Genomic DNA, 21,191 nt, shown 5'->3' on the forward strand with positions numbered 1-21,191 from the left:
CCTCGTTTTCTCAGGATTCCACCTTCTAGGTAGTTTTACTAGAAGTAGGTGGAAATATGTATAGAAGGAAGAACGATTGGAGGATGAGGATATAGCATAGTAAGACATTTTTTCATTCTGGAAAGGCTTTATTTCACGGAATGTCTTTAGCCCAAAACAAATATTTTCTTTAACTTTAGCCTCCCGTAACTGTGACGATGAAATTCTTTTTTTCTTTTGCTCTATAGAGAGCTGCATCAGCAGTTTTAATGAATTGTTCTGTGCCAATATCTGCCCCTTCTTTTATCGAGGTTATGCCGATACTCACAGTAATTTTGCAAGTAATATTTTCATAAGAAAAAAGGTGATTTTCTACTATCGTTCTAATCCTATTGGCAATTTTAAAAGCCTCTTTGACATCAGTTTGGGGAAGAATTACCATAAATTCTTCCCCGCCCCATCGGGCAATTATATCGTTTTTTCTTGTATTGCTTTGCAGAATATCGGCGAACTGCTGTAAAACCTGATCGCCTGCTATATGCCCGTATGTGTCATTTATACTTTTGAAATCATCTATATCTATTAAAATTAATGAGACTGGAGCTTTAGATTTTAGTTCTGACAGTTTTGTATAAAAATATTTCCTGTTGCGCAGGCCAGTTAGCGAATCAGTATGTACCTGTTGGTGCAGTTTTTTAATGAAGATGCCACAGATTGTGCTAATTACCACCTGGATTATTACAAACGGCATCCATACCGCCAGACCTTGATTATGGTTGTAATGTCTATCTATCAAAAATGCGATAAGCCATAAGATCAGCCCACCTGACAATAAAATAACAGGAGCATATTTATACATCTTCTCTTTCATTGAAACCACCCTTTTGGCCTTCACCTTCACGAAAATACTCAACAATATATTTATCGATTTTTTGGCTTATTTTTAAGAGAATTTCTTTGCTCATGTTCATATTTGCTGCATTATTAAGGATATTTCTTGCTATTTCTATTTTATCTTTTATATTCACTCCGTTCACTCTCCCAAAAATAACCACAATCATAATTCTACATCAAATATTGGCATGTTGCAAACAATAAATGTATGCACATTGCAAATTCATCTATGGTTTAAAGTTAGATAAAGTATTTTAAAGTAGGGAGTGAACGAGAAATGGAGAGAAATGTGGAGATAAATAACAAGGCTATCGGGCAAAGAATACGGGAAGAGAGAGAAAAACTCGAACTTTCGCGGGAAGAGTTTGCAGAAATTATAGAACTTTCAGATTACTACGTCGGGCAACTGGAACGGGGAGAGCGGCAAATGAGTCTCCCCGTTTTAGTGAAAGTCGCCAATTGTTTACATGTATCTTTAGATTACCTTATTTTCGGGAAAAACGCTTGTAATGCTTATTATGTTCACGATGCCCGTAATACTTACGATACTTTTGATAGTAACAAAGACACAGAGATAAATGATTTACTTAACAAATGCTCGCCAAAAGAATTAGAGTTAGTCAAAAAGCTTATAAAAACTATCCTTCCTTATATGGGCAAGAACTAAAGTAGCTATTTTATTCATAGTGTCCACCTTGAAAACTAAAGGATGAGGGTATAATATAACCTCATCCTTTTTTGGCAATCTATATTTATAATCGCTTTTATATAAACCAGTAAGCAAATCGATATGCTTACCAAGTTAGCGCTTAAAAGCGTTTTCGTTATCAGCCCAACCAAGTTATTATCCTGTTGTACCAAAAGGACATCTATCCCCCATACCCGTTTTATCATAGATCTATGGACTTGCTAACTTGAAGTATTATATTTACCTGTGCCTTTATAATCATCGATTCGTTAGCAATCTTGCCACCTTCCTCCAAAATTAATGTAACAAGTTTTTCCTGCGGCAACATATTGAGAAGCACTTTTCTTATAACGATAGCCTCAATTGCAGCATGGTCAACCCCTATAATTTCATATTGTTCTGGTGATAAAATATCCACCATCCTTCTTGCGGCTTCTGGACCTATAGGAGCTTTTTTCCCAACGAGCAAAACATCCTGCATCGGGGGCATTTCAAATTCAGATAATCGCATTGTTATTTCCGCTTTTTTCGTACTTTCTATGCATGTATCCATATTCATACCACCTTCCAAGTAATTCAAAAAATATATTATCATATTCTATCTAATTTTTCTATCTTTATAAAGTACGAGCCTTTTGCATAATTGTTGAGGTGTTGTCCAACAAAGGTTTCAAATGACAGAAAAAAGGACTTCACCCCAAAATGGAGAAGATTTCAAGTGACAAAACCCAAATTTCCCTAAAGGAGTGAAGTCACTTGTATATTCTCCAAAACATTGAGCTTCATCATATAATTCTAATTCACCTTTAAACTTTACTGTAACATTGATTGATTTAGGCGGAGGATTTGGCACTCTCCATTTATGCATGTATAATGTACTCTTCTCACCTGCTTCGTTATCGGCCCATTTATAACTCATTTCGCTGCTACCGCAAAAATAAAATGTTCTTTAACAGCCATGATACCCATCATTAATTTTTTTATTCTTTAATCATTTTTAGTATATAATTCTCCGTATCCTGGAAATATTCCTTTTGAATTCCAGCTTACAGCATTAAGTTTTTTCAACAATTCTTTATGTTTTTCCTGCATTATGCCAAAGGGATAGGCTCAAGGATAAATGAAAAAAAGGGATAAGCAACATAAGCCTGTATTTTTCAAGGCTTTGTACTTATCCCTTTTTTATTCCTTATGCCTTTTCCTTTAATCCTTTTCCCTTAATCCTGCCCTAATCGGAATTCCCTTACCCCCCTACTCCACCGTAACACTCTTGGCCAAATTCCTGGGCTGGTCCACGTTGCATCCTCTTTCACAGGCGGCATAGTAAGCCAGGAGCTGGAGGGGGACAATGGCCAGGACAGGACTGACGATGTCGTCTATTTTAGGAATGTAAAGGACTTTATCCACGGTCTTAAGAATTTCCGTATCTCCTTCCATAGCCAAACCAATGACGAAAGCGTCACGGGCTTTTACTTCTTTGACATTGCTCAATGTTTTGTCATAGGTTTTCTGTTGGAGAGCAATGGCAATAACAGGAGTCTCCTCAGTGATGAGGGCCAGGGTGCCATGCTTTAATTCCCCGGCTGCATAGGCTTCAGCGTGTATATAGGAAATCTCTTTCAGTTTCAGGGAACCTTCCAGAGCGATGTGGTAGTCATAGCTTCTGCCAATGAAGAAAAGGTTTTGCGCATCTTTGATGTTTCTTGCCGCTTCCAGGAAGGCATCTTTGTTGGCCAGTATTTCCTGGCACTTCTTGGGAAGAAGCTGGAGGGCGGAGAGAATCTCTTCTGCCTTTCCTTGAGGCATGGTCCCTTTCACCTGGGCCAGGTAAATGCATAAGAGGTACTGGGCAATAAGCATGGTAGTATAGGCTTTGGTAGAAGCCACGGCTATTTCCGGCCCAGCCCAAAGATAGAGGGTATGGTGGGCTTCCCGGGAAATGGAACTGCCCACCACATTGGTAATGGCCAGGGTGACAGCGCCCCGGCTCTTGGCCTCCCTAAGAGCGGCCAGGGTATCTGCCGTTTCACCTGACTGGCTTATAAAAATAGCCAGGGTTTCCTCGTCTACCAGGGGATCCCGGTAACGAAATTCAGAGGCGATATCTACTTCCACAGGTATGCGTAAGAATTCCTCCAAGAGGGGCTTGCCTACCAATCCCGAGTGATAAGCTGTACCACAGGCCACAATGAAGATTTTCTTCCAGTTTTGTACCTGCTCTTTAGTAAATTCAAATTCACTAAACTTAACTTTATCATTCTGGATCCGGCCCGTTAAAGTCTTTTTAAAAGCTTCCGGCTGTTCAAAAATTTCTTTCAGCATGAAATGGTCGAAACCGCCTTTTTCGGCTGCTTCCGCATCCCATTCCACATGATAGATTTCGCGTTTAACCGGAGTATTGTCACGATTAATAATTTGCACATTATCTTTGGTCAGCACCACAATTTCGCCATCTTCAATAAGGTAGACGTCACGGGTATGGTTTAAGACAGCGGGAATATCTGATGCAATAAAGTGTTCCCCGTCACCCAGTCCCACAATCAGGGGACTGTCTTTCCGGGCAGCCACCAGTTTCTCCGGTTCCCGTACCGAAACTACACCAATAGCATAGGACCCGTTCACCTTATCCAGGGTTTTGCGCACAGCTTCCACCAGATCTCCCCGGTAATACTCTTCTATCAAATGAGCAATAACTTCTGTATCCGTCTCCGAAGTAAAAACATGGCCTTTTTCATGAATTAACCATTCTTTTAGTTCCAGGTAGTTTTCGATGATACCGTTGTGTACCACGGCAAAGTCATCGGAGCACCCCTGATGAGGGTGAGAGTTGACATCACTGGGACGACCGTGGGTAGCCCAGCGGGTATGCCCTATACCCACATAACCCTGAGGAGTGTACTCATCCAGCTTTTTCTCAAGGCTTGATAATTTCCCAACAGTCTTAACCACTGCTATACGGTTTCCTTCGATTACTGCCACACCGGCAGAGTCATAACCTCTATATTCTAATTTCTTTAAGCCGGACACCAGAACAGGTGTAACGTCCTTGTGCCCGACGTAGCCAACTATACCACACATTCTATTTCCTCCTCTAGAGACCTCATTTAAGCGGTCCGAAATCCGAACTCCGAATTCCGATATCCGAAGGACCTGATACCAGAAATTACGTTTCAGACAATAACAAATCAGCCGATTCCATTCGGTAATCGGATAACGGTAATCGGTAATCGTAATATGGCACCCGGTACCCTTTGTCCCCGGGATTGCTCCCGGTCTTTTGATACCTTTAACGGTGGTGCTGCACCGGAGGGCATCCGCCGAACACTTCGATAAACCCCCACCTCGTCAACCGCAGAGGCGGTCCTGGCGCTTTCCATGGTTGGTAGTTGTTAGTTGATAGTTGGTAGTTGGTAGTACTCTTCTCTATAAAATCACCTCCTGAGATTTATTATGTATGAGCAGAGGGTAAAAATGTTGCCTGTCCCCTAAACTGGAAACATTTTTCCCATGCTAAACGTAATAATTTTACACTACTTATAACATATCATCAAGAACCTCCCCTTGTTATTTTATGGGAAAGGCTTCCTCCTTTGTGACAAAAGCGGAAGCCCTCTTGTTATTAGTTTTATGATGGTCTTGCTATTACCTACTAAAAGCCCGGTGGGCTATATCCGTACGGTAGTGGGCTTTAGTAAAGTTAATCGCTTTTACCCCTTCATAAGCCTTGTCCACAGCCTGGCGAAGATCCGCTCCTAAAGCCGTTACGGCCAGGACCCGTCCACCTTTGGTGACTATTCTCTCACCGTCAAATGCTGTGCCGCTGTGGAAAACCATCACTCCCTCAGGCACCTGATCCAGGCCGGTGATGGGATAACCCTGTTCATAGTCTCCGGGATATCCTCCCGAAGCCATCACGACGCTGACACAGGCTTCAGGCTTCCACTTTATTTCTATCTCTGCTAATCTTCCTGCGATTACTGCGTCCATAACCTCTATCAGGTCATTTTCCAGGCGGGGTAAAACCACCTGGGTTTCGGGGTCTCCGAAGCGGGCGTTAAATTCCAGTACTTTTGGACCCTCTTCCGTGATCATTAGTCCCGCATAGAGAACCCCCTTAAAGGGGCGTCCTTCCTGGGCCATGGCCTTTACCGTCGGCTCCAGTATAGTCTTTTGCGCTTCTTCCAGGAGACGGGGTGTAGCCACCGGTGCGGGCGAATAAGCCCCCATCCCCCCCGTATTAGGCCCCTGATCACCCGTAAAGACCCGTTTATGGTCCTGGGCAGAAACCATGGGTACCACAGTTTCCCCGTCACAGAAGGCCATTAGGCTTAATTCCTCGCCTTCTAAAAACTCCTCAATGACCAGCCTGTCTCCCGCTGAACCAAAGTTTTTCCCCACCAGGACCTGGTCAATAGCGGCAAAAGTTTCTTCCATGGAAGTGCAGATCAGAACACCTTTACCCGCCGCCAGTCCGTCGGCTTTTACCACCCAGGGCCCTTTCATTTCCCGGGCAAAGTTACGGGCTGTTTCCACATCGGTAAAAACTCCGTAACGGGCCGTGGGTATCCCGTATTTATGCATCAGGTCTTTGGCAAAAGCCTTGCTTCCCTCGATCTCGGCAGCCTTTTGAGAAGGACCGAAAGATCTGATACCCGCTGCCTCTAAAGCATCCACCAGACCTAAGGTAAGAGGCAGTTCCGGTCCCACAACGACCAGATCAATGGACTTTTCCCGGGCAAAGGCCACAATACCCGGGATGTCTTCCACTTTGATGGGAAAGCACCGGGCCAGCCGGCTGATCCCGGCGTTGCCGGGTACACAGTACAGATTTTCCACTTTAGGGCTCTGGGCTATCTTCCAGGCCAGGGCATGTTCCCTTCCCCCGCTACCTACGATTAAAACGTTCATTTTTCTCACCTGTGGTTCCTCCTAGTGTTTAAAATGCCGGATGCCGGTGAAGACCATGACCATTCCCCTGTCATTAGCCGCTTTGATGGAGTCCTCATCACGGATAGAACCACCAGGCTGGATAATAGCCTTAATACCATACTGGGCGGCCAGTTCCACCGTATCGGCGAAGGGAAAGAAGGCATCAGAGGCCAGAACTGCACCTTTCGCCTTTTCGCCCGCCTGTTCCAGGGCAATACGGGCGGCCCCCACCCGGTTCATCTGACCTGCTCCTACGCCAATGGTTTGTTTGTCTTTGGAAAGGAGGATGGCGTTGGACTTCACGTGCTTTACCACCTGCCAGGCAAAAAGGAGCTCAGCGAGCATTTCAGCATCGGGTGCTTTTTCTGTTACTACCTTAAGCTCTTTTTCCAGCACCTGTACAGTATCCAGCTCCTGAATGAGAAAACCGCCGCTCACAGGTTCCAGCCAGTAACCATGTTCCTCAGGCTGATTATCACCTATGGCCAAAAGCCGCAGGTTTTTTTTATCGGCGAGAAAAGCTAAAGCTTCCTGTGTATAGGAGGGAGCAATCACTGCTTCCATAAAAGTCTTGGCGATTTCCCCTGCTGTTTTCCCGTCCACCTGCCTGTTTAGTCCTATGATGCCGCCAAAAGCAGAAACAGGGTCGGCGGCAAAAGCCCGGGTGTAGGCCTCGTAGAGATCGCTCCCTAAGGCAGTGCCACAAGGGTTCGTATGTTTAATTATAGTCGCTGCCGGCTCTTTAAAATCTCTCACCACGGACCAGGCAGCCTGGAGATCCACCAGATTATTATAGGAGAGCTCTTTACCCTGGAGCTGTTTGGCGCCGGCCAGGGTACCCTCCATATTTCCCGGCAGTCGATAAAAAGCCGCCTTCTGGTGGGGATTTTCCCCGTAGCGCAGTTCCTGAACCTTGATCCCCTCCTCAAACCAGTGAACAGGGAATGCATCAGGATTAACAATTTTACTTAAATAACGGCTGATGGCCATGTCATAGGAAGCCGTATGGCTAAAGGCTTCTAAAGCTAAGGCCTGCCTGGTCTCCCTGGTCACTTCACCCTTCTCCCGGAGCTGGGCCAGGATTTCCTGATAACGGTCAGGATTAACCACAATGGCTACCCGTTCATAATTCTTGGCTGCCGCTCTCACCATGGTGGGCCCGCCGATATCGATGTTTTCAATAGCTTCTTCCAGGGTAACGCCTGGCCTGGCTATGGTTTCCCGGAAAGGATACAGGTTAACCACTACGAGATCAATAGGTGCTATCCCCAGCTCCGCCAGCTGCTTCAGGTGTTCCCCTGTTCCTTTGGCCAGGATACCACCGTGAATAAAGGGATGAAGGGTCTTGACCCTGCCTTCCAGGATTTCCGGAAAACCGGTAACGTTAGAAACATAGGTAACATCTATTCCTGCTTCTTTCAACGCACGGGCAGTTCCTCCTGTAGAAATGAGGGTGTAGCCCAGATCCGCCAACCCTTTAGCAAAATCTATCAATCCTCTTTTGTCAGAGACACTGATAAGTGCACGTCTAGCCATCTACTTCACCTTCCCCTGAAATGATAACCTTTCTCCCCACGCACCGTACCCGTCCTTCACTCAAGAGCCGGACGGCCAGGGGATACAGTTTGTGCTCTTCCCTCAGAATACGCATGGAAAGGGTTTCTTCCGAATCGTCAGGAAAAACAGGTACCACGGCCTGCAGAATAATGGGGCCTGAATCCACACCTTCATCGACAAAGTGCACGGTACAGCCACTGTAGCGCACCCCGTAGTCAATGGCCTGTTTCTGGGCATTAAGCCCGGGGAAAGCAGGCAAAAGGGAAGGATGGATATTCAGGATAGGTATGCCGGCCTGCCGGATAAAGGATGGGGAAAGAATGCGCATGAACCCGGCCAGGAGAATATAATCCACTTTATATGTTTTAATCACTTCTAAAACAGCGGCTTCAAAATTTTCTTTACCGGAGAAATCCCGGGGATTTACCCAAAGGGCCGGTATACCGTGCTTGCGGGCCCGCTCCAGGGCTTGAGCCTTTTCTTTATCAGAAATTACCACCACTACAGAGGCATTCATTTGACCCCTTTCACTTGCATCCAGCAGGGCCTGGAGATTGGAACCCCTGCCCGAGGCTAAAACAGCCAACCGCAGATGAGCCATCAGGGTAACCCCCTTACCGTTACGCCCGGCTCACCCTCAACCACTTGTCCAATGGGATAGGACCTTTCACCTCTAGCCGTAAGCCAGCCCAGTATTTTTTCGGCTTCCTCCGGAGCCACAACCAGCATATAACCAATCCCCATGTTAAAGGTGCGGAGCATCTCCAGTGTCTCCACCTGGCCCCCCTGGGCTAAAAGCTTAAAGACAGGAGGAACATCCCAGGAGCCATAATCAAGGAGGATATGGGAGCCTTGGGGTAAGATGCGGGGCGGGTTCTCCAGGAGCCCCCCGCCGGTGATATGGGCCATGCCTTTTATCGAAAAGTTGGCCATGATTTCCTGGATTAACTTCACATAAATACGAGTAGGGCGCAAAAGCTCCTCGCCCAGGGTACAACCCAGCTCGGGCACATACTTGTCCCCTTCCCAGCCCAATAGTTCAAAAAAGATTTTGCGAGCTAGAGAGTACCCGTTGGAATGCAGCCCCGAAGAAGACAATCCTAAAATAACATCCCCGGGGACAATGTTTTTACCGTCAATTATTTTATCCCTGTCTACCACACCTACGGCAAATCCCGCCACATCATATTCGCCAGGGCGGTAAAATCCAGGCATTTCGGCGGTTTCCCCACCGATGAGGGCACAGCCTGACTGGAAACAGCCTTCGGCAATTCCGGCCACAATATCAGCCACCTGCTGCGGTTCTAATTTGCCCACGGCCAGGTAATCCAGAAAAAAAAGGGGTTCTGCACCCAAAACCAGGATATCGTTGGTGCACATGGCCACACAGTCGATACCAATAGTATCATGCCTGCCTATTTTATGGGCTACAGCCAGTTTAGTCCCTACGCCATCAGTACCGGATACTAAGACAGGCTGGGTGTATTTCTTTATATCCAGGGCAAAAAGGCCCCCAAAGCCGCCTAAGCCCCCCATTACTTCAGGCCGCATGGTCCTGGCCACCAGGGGTTTAAAGAGTTCCACGGCCTGGTTTCCTTTGTCTATGTCTACTCCTGCCGCCTGGTAGGTTAATTTTTCAGTCGGGCGCATGCTTTAACCTCCCTCCGCCATTCCGTAGTTTCCAGGATATGTTTGCCCAGTTCTTCCTCGGCCGGAATATCAATACGGTATTCGCCGCTTAAGCACGCGGTACAAAAACCGCCTTCCCGGCCTAAAGCCCGGTAGAGTCCCTCCAGACTCAGGTAATGGAGACTGTCGGCATCAATATATTTACGGATTTCTTCCAGAGGCTTTTGGGCGGCAATGAGTTGAGCCCGTTCGGAGGTATCTATGCCATAGTAACAGGGATGCATGACGGGGGGAGAACTAACCAGCATGTGAACCTCTTTGGCTCCCTTGTCCTTTAGCATTTTCACAATTTTTTTACTGGTGGTCCCCCGTACAATGGAGTCGTCCACCACTACAACCTTTTTGCCCTCAATCAGCCTGGTGACAGGATTGAGCTTCAGGCGTACAGCCAGGTCACGTTCATTTTGTTCCGGATTGATAAAAGTCCGGCCCACATAGCGGTTCTTCATGAGACCCACTTCAAACATGAGCCCCATGGCTTCTGCATAGCCAAGGGCTCCCGCTATACCCGAGTCAGGTACAGGAATCACAATATCCGCTTCCACAGGATGTTCTTTGGCCAGTTCCCGGCCCATGGCCCGCCGTGCCGCCATCACATTAATCCCGTCAATGTTGGAATCAGGCCGGGCGAAATAGATATATTCAAAAATACAGACGGCAGGTTCATGAGCGGTAAGGAAACGGCGGGAACGGAGCCCGTGCTGGTCGATAGTGACAATCTCCCCCGGTTCCATATCCCGGACGAACCGGGCCCCTAGGGCATCCAGGGCACAGGTCTCTGAAGCTATGATATAGGAATCCCCCAGTTTGCCCAAACAGAGGGGCCGGTTGCCATAAGGGTCCCGTACCCCTAATACTTTTTCCTCGGTCATTACGACCAAGGAATAAGAACCCTTAATATCGATCATACATTTCATAAGGGCATCCTCTATAGAACTCTGGCCATAATGGGCAATAAGATTAACGATAACTTCTGAGTCTATCGTGGACTGAAAGACGGAGCCATTGGCAGCCAGTTTATCCCTGAGTTCATTGGCATTGGTAAGGTTGCCGTTATGGGCGACAGCCAGGCTGCCCTGGAGATAACGGCACACCAGGGGCTGAGCATTTACAGCCAGGCTGGCACCTGTGGTAGAATAGCGCACGTGTCCGATAGCCATATGTCCCGTTAATTTGGCTAGAATCTCTTCCGTAAAAACCTCAGACACCAGCCCCATGTCCTTATGCACTTTTATTCCTAAGCCGTCGGATACAGCAATACCTGCACTTTCCTGGCCCCGATGCTGCAGGGCATAAAGGCCGTAGTAGGTCAATTTGGCTACATCTTTTTGGGGTCCGTAGATGCCAAAAACCCCACAAGCCTCCTCCATTTTATCTCTTAACTCATATAACATGGTATAGCCCCCCGATATTTCTCCTCCATGGTTTTAAGGTCCAGGCGCACTTTCCAACCGGTACCCACAATACTAAGCTCTGTATCGCCCACGGTACCTAAAACTTTATAGGGGACCTGTTTTTGACTTAAATGGTTTAAAACATTGTCCAATTCTTCTTTGGGTGTAGTCACAATAATACGTGACTGGCTCTCGCCAAAAAGGATACTGCTGGGACGTATGCTATCAGATAAACTAACTTCTGCCCCTATGCCACCGACCAGGCAACACTCGGCCAGGGCTACGGCCAAACCACCCTCCGAGCAGTCATGGGCGGAATTAATCAATTTCTCTTTGATTAATTCCAGGGTTGTCTGCTGCACCTGCTTTTCCAATTGGAGGTTAATTTCCGGCGGTCTTCCCGCTTCCAGTCCGTGGATGACGCTAAGATAAGTGGAGGCACCCAGTTCGTCTTTATTTTGTCCCAGGAGAATGATAATATCGCCGGCCTTTTTAAAGCCCATAGTGGTCACATGGTCCAGGTCTTCCACCAGACCGACCATACCAACGGTGGGGGTAGGATAGATGGCTTCACCTTTGGTTTCGTTGTAGAAACTGACATTACCCCCGGTAACCGGTGTTTCCAGTTCCCGGCAGGCGTCACTCATACCGGCTACCGCCTCTTTAAACTGCCAGAAGATCTCCGGTTTTTCCGGGTTACCAAAGTTCAGGCAGTCTGTTACGGCGAGAGGCATAGCCCCGGAACACACTAAATTACGGGCTGCCTCAGCGATGGCAATCTGGCCTCCCCGGTAGGGGTCAAGGTAGACATACCTGGAGTTGCAGTCTGTGGTAGCAGCAATCCCTTTCTTCGTACCCTTGACCCGTAAGACGGCGGCATCACTGCCGGGCGGTACCACAGTATTTAATCCCACCATGTAATCGTACTGGCGGTAAACCCATTCCTTACTGGCAATAGTAGGCGTACCTAACAAAGTCAATAACACTTGAGCATAGTCTTCGGGTTCGGGCAAGGTGCTTAAGTCATAGTTTTGAGCCTGAGCTAAATAAGCAGGTTCCACTGCCTCTCTTTCATAGACGGGACAGGATTCGGTCAGGGCCTTGGCAGGAATCCGGGCCACAATCTTGTCCCCCTCTTTGATGGTCATGTAGCCGTCGTCGGTAACATGGCCGATGACTGCTGCCTCCAGGCCCCATTTATCAAAGATCTCCTGGACCTCTTTTTCCTTCCCCTTCCTGGGTACCACCAGCATGCGCTCCTGGGACTCGGAAAGCATTACTTCATAAGGGGTCATGCCCGTTTCCCGGCGGGGTACTTTAGCCACATCGATTTCCATGCCTGTCCCGGCCCGGGAAGCCATTTCACAGGAAGAACTGGTAAGCCCGGCCGCTCCCATGTCCTGCATGCCCACCACATAGCCTGTTTTGATGAGTTCCAGGCAGGCCTCCATGAGGAGCTTTTCCATAAAGGGATCCCCCACCTGGACAGCGGGCCGCCGCTCTTCCGAAGTTTCATTGAGTTCTTCGGAGGCAAAAGTAGCACCATGGATACCATCCCGGCCTGTCCTGGCCCCTACGACCATGACGGGGTTTCCCGGTCCTGCGGCCACACCTTTGGCAATATCCTTATGCTCAATAAGGCCGATACACATGGCATTGACCAGGCAGTTATCCTCATAGGAGGGATGGAAATATACTTCGCCGCCGACCGTGGGAATACCGATACAGTTGCCATAACCGGCAATCCCGGCTACTACACCGCTAAAGAGATAGCGGGATTTTTTACTTTTTAAGCTTCCGAAACGTAAGGAGTCTAAAAGGGCAATGGGCCGGGCTCCCATGGTAAAGACATCACGAATAATGCCCCCTACCCCTGTGGCCGCTCCCTGGTAGGGTTCAATGGCCGAGGGGTGGTTATGACTTTCAATTTTAAAAACAACGGCCTGGCCGTCACCAATATCCACCACACCGGCGTTCTCCCCCGGCCCCTGCAAAACCCGGGGCCCCTTAGTAGGAAATTTTTTCAAAACCGGTTTGGAGTTTTTATAGCTGCAGTGCTCGGACCACATGACACCGAACATGCCCAGTTCCACTTCATTGGGCTCCCGGCCTAATATTTCTTTAATCCGTTCATACTCACTGTCCGAGAGACCCATTTCCCGCCACACAGGCTCTTTCATCGACCAGCACCTCCCATCCACCATTTCACCAGGGATTTAAAAAGTAAGAGGCCATCTTCTCCACCTAAAATTTTTTCGGAGCACCGTTCGGGATGGGGCATCATTCCCAGGACGTTGCCCTCATCATTGATGATACCGGCAATGTTATGCAGGGAACCATTGGGGTTGGCCTCAGGGGTGATCTCCCCCCTGGCATTACAGTAGCGGAAAAGTACCTGACCGTTGTCCTCTATACGCTTTAGAGTTTCCTCATCAGCCACATAGCTTCCTTCCCCGTGGGCAATAGGGATTTGGATGACCTGCCCCCTGGTGAATTCATTGGTAAAAGGAGTATCTGCACGTTCTACCCGCAGGTAAGCATTCTCGCAGCGAAACTGGAGGCTGGGATTTCTGATTAAGGCACCGGGTAAAAGCCCTGCTTCGGTCAGAATCTGAAAACCGTTACAGATACCGAGGATAAGGCCTCCTTTTTTGCCGAAATCCACTACTTTATTCATAACGGGAGAGAACCGGGCAATGGACCCGGTACGCAGGTAATCGCCATAAGAAAAACCGCCGGGCACAATGATGCAGTCTACCCCCTGTAAGTCATCGTGTCCATGCCACAAATAGGTTACGGGTTGTTCCAGGACCTTATCGATGACATGGTAGCAGTCGGCATCACAGTTGGAGCCTGGGAAAACGACCACACCGAATTTCATGCTCCTACCTCCACGATTTCTATACGATAATCCTCAATGACCGGGTTAGCCAGGAGTTTGGCACACATTTCTTTTACCTTCTCTTCGGCTTCCCCTTTATTGGTATCAGCCAAAAAAACCTCAATGTGCTTGCCGACCCGGACTTCTTCCACACCCTGGTAACCCAGGGCTTTGAGGGCCCGGTGAACGGCACTGCCCTGGGGATCAAGGATGCTTTTCTTCAAATGAATGGTGACGATGGCCTTCAACATTTTATTTACCCCCTGTCAGTCTCTGTAAAACTTCCTGATAGGCCTCTTCCACTTTGCCCAGGTCCCGGCGGAAGCGGTCCTTGTCCAGTTTTTCCTGGGTGGCCGTATCCCAAAAACGGCAGGTATCGGGGGAAATCTCGTCGCCTAGGAGAATCTCTCCCTCATGGCGGCCAAATTCCAGTTTAAAATCCACCAGCTGGATATTAAGGGGTGTAAGATGTTCCACCAAAATCTCATTCACCCTTAGGGCCATTTGGCTGATGGTCTTCATTTCCTCTTCCGTGGCAAGCCCCAAGGCCTTCACATGGTACTCGTTAATCATAGGGTCTCCCAGCGCATCGTCTTTGTAATAAAACTCTAAGACAGGAACAGCCAGCTGGGTTCCTTCCGGCTTGCCTATCCGTTTGGCCAGGGAGCCCGCTACAATGTTACGCACAACAACTTCCACAGGAATAATTTCCAGGGTTTTCACCAGCATGCTTCTCTCCCCGGTAAGCTCCACAAAATGATTGGGAATGCCTTTTTCCGTCAGGAGTTTAAAGAAAATAGCTGAAATCTGGTTGTTATAGTAGCCCTTGTCCTGAATGGAACCCTTTTTTGAACCGTTAAAGGCTGTGGCATCATCTTTGTAGTAAACCATGTAGAGTTTGGGGTCTGAAGTCCTATAAACCTTTTTGGCTTTCCCTTCATAGAGTTGTTCAAGAATTTCCACCATATTTATACTCCTCCTTCATTAATTCACGACTTCCGATTTCCGAAGCTAGTGACCAGTGAACCCAGGATCGTTAACCGTGATGACGTGAACCGTAAACCGTATTATAGTTGCACCCTGTGGCCCCTAATGACGGTTAACTGTTAACGGTTAACGTGGTACGATAAAGTGCTGCCAACTGTCCACTGCGCACTGCAAACTTATAGAATGCCTGCCCGCTTCAGAATATAGTCCACATGCTTGGTGTGGTAAGTATAATCAAAAAGATTTTCAACCTCCTCAGGAGTTAAATGGGTCATAATGTCCCCGTCCTCCAGAACCAGAGTTTTGAAATCCTTCTTTTCATCCCAAGCTCGCATAGCATTGCGCTGGGTCATTTGGTAGGCCGTATCCCGGGCGATTCCCTTTTCCACCAGGGCCAGCATCACCCGCTGGGAAAAGATCAGTCCCAGGGTTTTCTCAATGTTTTGCCGCATGTTATCCGTATTGACTTTTAGATTCTTAATAATACCTGTCATCTTGTCCAGCATGTAATGGACGAGAATGGTACTGTCGGGGAGAATAACCCTTTCCACAGAGGAGTGGCTGATATCCCGTTCGTGCCAGAGGGCTACGTTTTCATAAGCGGCTAAAGCGTTGCCGCGGATAACCCGGGCCAGGCCTGAAATTCTTTCGCCTAAAACGGGGTTCTTTTTATGGGGCATAGCCGAGGAACCTTTTTGCCCTTTTGCAAAGGGTTCTTCCACTTCCAGTACCTCGGTGCGCTGGAGATGCCTGAGCTCTGTGGCGAACTTGTCCAAAGAACTGGCGATGACAGCGAGGATAGCCATGTAATGGGCGTGGCGGTCACGCTGGATGATTTGGGTAGATACAAGGGCCGGCTCTAAACCTAATTTACGGCAGACATATTCTTCAATCTGAGGTGGAATATTGGCAAAGGTTCCTACAGCGCCCGAAATTTTACCCACGGAGACCATTTTGATGGCCTGTTCCAGGCGTTCCATGTTTCTTTGATTCTCTGTGTACCAGAGGGCCATTTTCAAGCCAAAAGTAACGGGTTCGGCATGGACACCGTGGGTACGTCCCATCATAATGGCATCTTTGTAAAGGGCTGCCTTTTCTTTTAGCACTTCCCCCAGGCCTTTCATCTTCTGCAGAATTAATTCACCAGCCTGCTTCATCTGAACGGAAAGGGCTGTATCCAGGATATCGGAGGAGGTCATGCCCATATGAATATACTTAGCATCCTCTCCTACATACTCGGCCACGTTGGTCAGAAAAGCAATCACATCGTGTTTTGTTATTTCTTCTATTTCTTCAATGCGCTTTACATCAAAGGCAGCTTTGGCCCTGATGTTTTGGGCCGCCTCCCGGGGAATCATTCCCAGTTCCGCCATAGCCTCACAGGCCAGGATTTCCACTTCCAGCATGGTGGAAAGACGATTCTCTACAGTCCAAATTTTTCCCATCTCCGGCAAGGTATAACGATCTATCATCCTTTAGTCCTCCTATTCCGTCGACTTTCCCACTTCCGACTACCGATTTCCGACTTCCGCTAACCGTTAACCGTGAACCGTTTTCTTACAACCAACTACCGTTAGTAATAGAGATACTTCTGTAGATATAAATATTCTCAGTATGAATTTTTCGGAAAGAGGATATCGGATGTCGGATAGAATTATAATTCCGCCGCCTGCTGCTGCACTTTTTTATGTTTAGCGACTACTTCTTCAGCCATCTGGGCTTTATAAGAGACAAATTTCTCCCGCAAAGCTTTGTCTTTCACACCTAAAATCTGCACAGCCAGCAAAGCGGCGTTTTTCGCCCCGTCAATAGCCACTGTGGCTACAGGAATACCTGAAGGCATTTGCACAATGGCGTACAAGGCGTCAAGGCCATTGAGGGGTGTGGCATTGATAGGAATACCAATCACGGGGAGAGGCGTAACTGCAGCCAGGACACCAGGCAGGTGGGCAGCCGCGCCTGCTCCGGCTATAATGACTTCAATATCCCCGTTCTGCCGCTTCCCTGGCCAAAGTCAAAGCCCGTTCAGGGGTACGGTGCGCAGAAGCCACATGAACCTCATAAGCCACACCAAACTCTTTTAAAGTAAGGGCTGCTTTTTGCATAATAGACCAGTCGGAATCGCTGCCCATGATCATAAGTACTTGTGTGTTCATCTTAACCACCCTTTCAAAATGTATATGATATGGCAAAGAAAACTTGGCTTGTACCGAGCCATAGGCGAAGGTAGAAGCCTTAGTTGCACTTGTGCCTCTTAAAATTTATACTTTCTAAATGGTGCAAAAGAGGGGGACAACCCCTCTTTATTCATTTAATGCAGGAAAAACCTGATGACAAAAAGCACAGATAATACCCACATAGTAGTATTGATCTCTTTAGTTCTCCCCGTCAATATACGGAGAATAGTATAAGAAAGAACACCGGCTACAATTCCTTCAGCGATACTAAAAGTGAAGGGCATAGCCACAATGGTAAAGAAGGCTGGAATAGCTTCCATGAAATCGGAAAAGTCGATCTTTGTGACAGGCTCCATCATAAAAATACCTACAATAATCAGAGCAGGAGCCGTTGCAGCCGCCGGTATGATACCCACCAGGGGTGCAAAGAAAATGGCCACGAGAAAGAGCAGGGCAGTGACCAGAGAAGTCAAACCGGTACGTCCGCCCGCAGCCACACCCGCAGCCGATTCCACATAAGTGGTAACAGTACTGGTCCCCATGGCGGCGCCAAACATGGTGGCTAAAGAATCAGCCAAAAGCGCCTGATTGGCCCGAGGAAGTTCTCCTTTTTCATTTAGCATGTTGGCTTTGGTAGAAACCCCTACCAGAGTCCCAATGGTGTCAAAGAGGTCGACAAAAGTAAAGGCAAAGATGATAGGTATAATGCCGAATTCGAAGACTGAGCGGAAATCGAAAGCCAAAAAAGCACCCAGAGGATTTTCCGGTAGACCGAAAATCTTGAAATCAGCAGGAATCTTCGTTACACCAAAAGGAATGCCCACCAATGTGGTCACAATAATCCCATAAAACAGGGCACCGTTTACCCCACGGATCACCAGAGCACCTGTGAAGAGAACACCAAAAACGGCCAATAAGACACTGGCTACGGTTGTGCCCGGAGGTAACAGTTTGGCTAGTTCAGGATCGGTAAAATGCTGGGGAGAAACTAACTGGACCAGCGTAGCACTGTTAGGTACCACAATTCCCGCGTTCTTGAAACCGATTAAGGCAATAAACAAACCGATACCTACGCCTACTGCCAGTTTTAGAGACATGGGAATATGATTAACGATGGCTTCCCGGGCCTTGGTCAGGGTCAGGAGTAAAAAAATCAATCCTGAGATAAAAACTGCGGCTAAAGCAGCTTGCCAGGGAAGGCCTAGGTTTAAGACAACGGTAAAGGTAAAAAAGGCATTTAAGCCCATGCCCGGCGCCAGGGCAAAAGGATAATTGGCCAGTAAAGACATCAAGATAGTACCTAAAGCCGCCGAAATACAAGTGGCAAACATCACGGCTCCGAATGGTATCTTGGCAATGCTCAGAATGCTGGGGTTAACAAATATGATATAAGCCATAGTCATAAAAGTAGTAATTCCAGCCATTACTTCTGTTTTTACATCTGTTTTATTTTCTTGAAGTCTAAACAATTTCTCTAACATCGATTATTTCCTCCCACGTGCTGAAGTTACTTTCTTGATGGTAGCATTCGCCAAAGAGATTGGTCCTAAACATGCCTCATTTAACGAACTTATATTCTAATGTTATCTACAATAAGCCATGATGTCAAGGTAAATACGAACATTACATACAATATTTATTTTTATAATTCGTATATTTCCATTGTATGGTAAAGTTGGCCGCTAACCAAATTACCTCTCACATCATAAGTTAGAGAGAAGAGATATACTACTGACTAGCTTAGCTAGAGGGGGTTAACTTTGTGATAGAGTATTTAACCAGCCACTTCAGTATTATTACCTTGGGTCTTTTGTCAAGCCTAGCTGCAGGCCTGGCTACCGGAGCGGGTTCACTCCCCATTTTTTTCATAAAAGACTTTCCCAAAAAAATTCTGGATGCTCTCTTGGGTTTTGCCGCAGGAGTCATGTTAGCCGCCACTTCTTTCAGCTTGATCATCCCTGCCATTGAGGCAGCAGGGGGGGGTATCAGGGGAGCCGGCATTACTTTAATAGGAATATTAGGCGGTGGTATCTTTCTCGATATGGTCGATAAGTTTTTCCCCGATACCAATCTTTCCCTGGGCCCCAGTCAAAATCATAATAACCTGAGAAAAGCCTGGTTATTCATTACCGCCATCACCATACACAACTTTCCTGAAGGTTTGGCTGTAGGGGTAGGATTCGGTGACGGAAATATTTCAAACGGTATCAGCCTGGCTATTGCCATCGGGCTGCAAAACATGCCTGAGGGTTTAGCCTGTGCTTTACCTCTCATCAGAGAAAAAGTTCCTGTCTGGAAAGCTTTTTTAGCGGCTTTAGCCACCGGTCTGGTTGAGCCCATTGGGGGCTTATTAGGGGTAGGAATTGTCCAGGTGGCAAGGCCTTTACTCCCCTTTACCCTGGCCTTTGCCGCCGGCGCCATGCTCTTTGTGATTAGTCATGAAATCATCCCGGAAACCCAGAGGGATAAAAGTTCAAAATTAGCCACCCACAGCTTATTGATTGGTTTTGTGATCATGATGTTCCTGGATAATGTACTGGGGTAAACCTTTGGTCTCTCCCCCTATTCTTCAATTTTAGCGAGCTTCTTAGCGAGGCTCTTTTTGTGTTCCAGGTTGGTCTCACGGTAAAGCATAACTCTCATGGCCTGGGGTGAGCCGGCCCCGTGCATGGATTCGGCCAAGGCGGTACCGCCGGTCATGTTTTCCAAGAGTCTTGCCATTCTGATTCTGTGTTCCGTGGGTACTTTGGGATTGGCGGCGAAGTATTTTTCAATGTAGGGCCCGGTGACAGGGGATTTGTAGTCAGCCTCATATGGCAGGGTGGCGATGAAGCCGCCGGCTACGTCATGGGCCAAACGGGAGATTTCGTACATGAATCTGGTACAGTTAAGTTTGACGGTGTTGGCTAAAAGTGTGTTAACGTAGTAGTTCCCGGCCAGGGTCTTCTGGCCTTCAGCAGAGCAGGCGATGGAACAGTTGTACATGGTTTCGGCAAGGTGGATCATTTCGATGATTTTGTCTTTAATGTGAGAGGCGTTGGGCACGCCGTTGTATTCGGCCATGGCGGCAGTGGCACCGATGATGACGTCGGCTACACCTACTTTGCAGCCGCCGTAGTTTTGTCTGTGATAAGCGGCGAAGGTTTCGACGTATTCCTGGGCGTACTGGTATTCACCGCACATGAAGACTCTCTCCCAGGGTACGAAGACGTCGTTGAGGACGGTGAGGGTTTCGCCGCCTACGATGGCGTATTCGGCATTACCGGTGTCGATGTCACCCTGGAGTCTTCTCTGGTCATTGGTCTGGCGGCCAAAGATATGGATTACGCCCGGGGCGTCGACAGGTACGGCACAGGCTACGGCATAGTCTTTGTCATCAGGTCCCAGGTTGGTGGTGGGCAGGATGAGCATTTCGTGGGAGTTGACCATACCGGTCTGGTGAGCTTTAGCCCCGCGAATGACGATGCCGTCGTCTCTTCTTTCCACGATGTGAACATAGAGATCGGGATCAGCCTGCTGGCCGGGTTTTTTGCTCCGTTCACCTTTGACGTCGGTCATGGAGCCGGCAATCATCAGGTCATTTTCCTGGACGTATTTCATGTATTCTACGAATCTCTGGTGGTAGTTGGTGCCACATTCTTTATCGACTTTGTGGGTTACGATGAAGGTGGAGTTAAGGGCGTCAAAGCCTACACATCTCTGGAAGCAGGTGCCGGTCTTCTGGCCGATCATTCTTAGCATTTTAACTTTTTTGACCAGGTCTTCGGTGCTCTGGTGGATGTGGGTGAAGCGATTGATTTTCTTGCCGGTGAGGCTGGAGGTGACAGTCATCAGGTCTTCGTATTCAGGCTGGCAGGCCAGTTCATAAGTCATGGCTGCGGAGTTGACGTGGGGCCTGGTCATAGGATGGTCCACGACGCTCTCGATTCTCTCACCGTTACAGTAGATGATGGGTTTGAGTTTCCTCAAACTTTCTATGTATTGTTCTTTGTTCATCATAAGAATACACCCCTTTC

19 protein-coding genes and 1 pseudogene are annotated in these 21,191 nt (G+C 47.7%); 2 read left to right on the forward strand and 18 right to left on the reverse strand.

The window, feature by feature from the left end:
* Positions 1-175 precede the first annotated feature (175 nt).
* Both BR63_RS09420 and BR63_RS09425 read right to left on the reverse strand, forming a co-directional pair.
* The gene (locus tag BR63_RS09420; RefSeq protein ID WP_051965698.1) at positions 176-850 is read right to left on the reverse strand and encodes a GGDEF domain-containing protein; all 675 of its coding nucleotides are present in this window, start codon (positions 848-850) and stop codon (positions 176-178) included.
* Positions 831-1,007, reverse strand: a complete 177-nt coding sequence (locus BR63_RS09425; RefSeq protein WP_187142870.1) for an aspartyl-phosphate phosphatase Spo0E family protein — start codon at positions 1,005-1,007, stop codon at positions 831-833. The genes BR63_RS09420 and BR63_RS09425 overlap by 20 nt, the downstream gene beginning before the upstream one ends.
* A gap of 143 nt (positions 1,008-1,150) precedes the next feature.
* On the opposite strand from BR63_RS09425, the gene BR63_RS09430 reads away from it, so the two are divergent.
* The gene (locus tag BR63_RS09430) at positions 1,151-1,540 is read left to right on the forward strand and encodes a helix-turn-helix domain-containing protein (protein ID WP_034422071.1); all 390 of its coding nucleotides are present in this window, start codon (positions 1,151-1,153) and stop codon (positions 1,538-1,540) included.
* Between the two features lie 223 nt (positions 1,541-1,763).
* Here BR63_RS09430 and BR63_RS09435 read toward each other — a convergent pair whose 3' ends face one another.
* The 15 genes and pseudogenes from BR63_RS09435 to BR63_RS09505 all read right to left on the reverse strand — a co-directional run bounded on the left by BR63_RS09435 (position 1,764) and on the right by BR63_RS09505 (position 18,656).
* Complete coding sequence (locus BR63_RS09435) at positions 1,764-2,114, reverse strand: hypothetical protein (protein WP_034422073.1); 351 nt, start codon at positions 2,112-2,114, stop codon at positions 1,764-1,766.
* Between the two features lie 117 nt (positions 2,115-2,231).
* Positions 2,232-2,480: a hypothetical protein gene (locus BR63_RS09440; protein WP_034422075.1), complete on the reverse strand. Its 249-nt coding sequence runs from the start codon at positions 2,478-2,480 to the stop codon at positions 2,232-2,234.
* 332 nt (positions 2,481-2,812) lie between these two features.
* Positions 2,813-4,639 (reverse strand): glutamine--fructose-6-phosphate transaminase (isomerizing), encoded by a 1,827-nt coding sequence (gene glmS, locus BR63_RS09445; protein WP_034422077.1) that lies wholly within the window; start codon positions 4,637-4,639, stop codon positions 2,813-2,815.
* Positions 4,640-5,203: 564 nt separating this feature from the next.
* Complete coding sequence (gene purD / locus BR63_RS09450) at positions 5,204-6,469, reverse strand: phosphoribosylamine--glycine ligase (protein ID WP_034422141.1); 1,266 nt, start codon at positions 6,467-6,469, stop codon at positions 5,204-5,206.
* Between the two features lie 21 nt (positions 6,470-6,490).
* Positions 6,491-8,026, reverse strand: coding sequence for a bifunctional phosphoribosylaminoimidazolecarboxamide formyltransferase/IMP cyclohydrolase (gene purH, locus BR63_RS09455; protein ID WP_034422079.1), 1,536 nt, complete (start codon positions 8,024-8,026; stop codon positions 6,491-6,493).
* Positions 8,019-8,648 carry a phosphoribosylglycinamide formyltransferase gene (purN, locus tag BR63_RS09460; RefSeq protein ID WP_034422080.1) on the reverse strand — a complete coding sequence of 210 codons (630 nt, stop codon included), beginning with the start codon at positions 8,646-8,648 and terminating at the stop codon, positions 8,019-8,021. Before purN ends, purH begins: the two co-directional genes overlap by 8 nt.
* Entirely contained in the window at positions 8,648-9,697 is a 1,050-nt protein-coding gene (purM, locus tag BR63_RS09465; RefSeq protein ID WP_034422082.1) for a phosphoribosylformylglycinamidine cyclo-ligase, read from the reverse strand. The genes purN and purM overlap by 1 nt, the downstream gene beginning before the upstream one ends.
* Complete coding sequence (gene purF / locus BR63_RS09470; protein ID WP_051965701.1) at positions 9,676-11,130, reverse strand: amidophosphoribosyltransferase; 1,455 nt, start codon at positions 11,128-11,130, stop codon at positions 9,676-9,678. The genes purM and purF overlap by 22 nt, the downstream gene beginning before the upstream one ends.
* Positions 11,115-13,310, reverse strand: coding sequence for a phosphoribosylformylglycinamidine synthase subunit PurL (gene purL, locus BR63_RS09475; RefSeq protein ID WP_034422083.1), 2,196 nt, complete (start codon positions 13,308-13,310; stop codon positions 11,115-11,117). Before purL ends, purF begins: the two co-directional genes overlap by 16 nt.
* Positions 13,307-14,011 carry a phosphoribosylformylglycinamidine synthase subunit PurQ gene (gene purQ, locus BR63_RS09480; RefSeq protein ID WP_034422084.1) on the reverse strand — a complete coding sequence of 235 codons (705 nt, stop codon included), beginning with the start codon at positions 14,009-14,011 and terminating at the stop codon, positions 13,307-13,309. The genes purL and purQ overlap by 4 nt, the downstream gene beginning before the upstream one ends.
* Positions 14,008-14,262, reverse strand: a complete 255-nt coding sequence (purS, locus tag BR63_RS09485) for a phosphoribosylformylglycinamidine synthase subunit PurS (protein WP_034422086.1) — start codon at positions 14,260-14,262, stop codon at positions 14,008-14,010. The genes purQ and purS overlap by 4 nt, the downstream gene beginning before the upstream one ends.
* A 1-nt stretch (position 14,263) precedes the next feature.
* Positions 14,264-14,977: a phosphoribosylaminoimidazolesuccinocarboxamide synthase gene (gene purC, locus BR63_RS09490; protein ID WP_420825496.1), complete on the reverse strand. Its 714-nt coding sequence runs from the start codon at positions 14,975-14,977 to the stop codon at positions 14,264-14,266.
* Between the two features lie 197 nt (positions 14,978-15,174).
* Positions 15,175-16,470: an adenylosuccinate lyase gene (purB, locus tag BR63_RS09495; RefSeq protein ID WP_034422088.1), complete on the reverse strand. Its 1,296-nt coding sequence runs from the start codon at positions 16,468-16,470 to the stop codon at positions 15,175-15,177.
* Between the two features lie 182 nt (positions 16,471-16,652).
* Positions 16,653-17,154, reverse strand: a pseudogene (gene purE, locus BR63_RS09500) (5-(carboxyamino)imidazole ribonucleotide mutase).
* A 155-nt stretch (positions 17,155-17,309) separates the two neighbouring features.
* Positions 17,310-18,656, reverse strand: a complete 1,347-nt coding sequence (locus tag BR63_RS09505; RefSeq protein ID WP_034422090.1) for an NCS2 family permease — start codon at positions 18,654-18,656, stop codon at positions 17,310-17,312.
* A gap of 281 nt (positions 18,657-18,937) precedes the next feature.
* Here BR63_RS09505 and BR63_RS09510 point away from each other — a divergent pair, with 281 nt between their 5' ends.
* The gene (locus BR63_RS09510; RefSeq protein WP_051965703.1) at positions 18,938-19,720 is read left to right on the forward strand and encodes a ZIP family metal transporter; all 783 of its coding nucleotides are present in this window, start codon (positions 18,938-18,940) and stop codon (positions 19,718-19,720) included.
* A 17-nt stretch (positions 19,721-19,737) separates the two neighbouring features.
* Here the strand turns inward: BR63_RS09510 and BR63_RS09515 are convergent, their stop codons facing one another.
* Entirely contained in the window at positions 19,738-21,180 is a 1,443-nt protein-coding gene (locus BR63_RS09515; protein ID WP_276568982.1) for a 4-hydroxyphenylacetate 3-hydroxylase family protein, read from the reverse strand.
* Between the last annotated feature and the right edge of the window lie 11 nt (positions 21,181-21,191).

The sequence above is a fragment of the Thermanaerosceptrum fracticalcis genome, assembly GCF_000746025.2.
Classification (GTDB): domain Bacteria; phylum Bacillota; class Peptococcia; order DRI-13; family DRI-13; genus Thermanaerosceptrum; species Thermanaerosceptrum fracticalcis.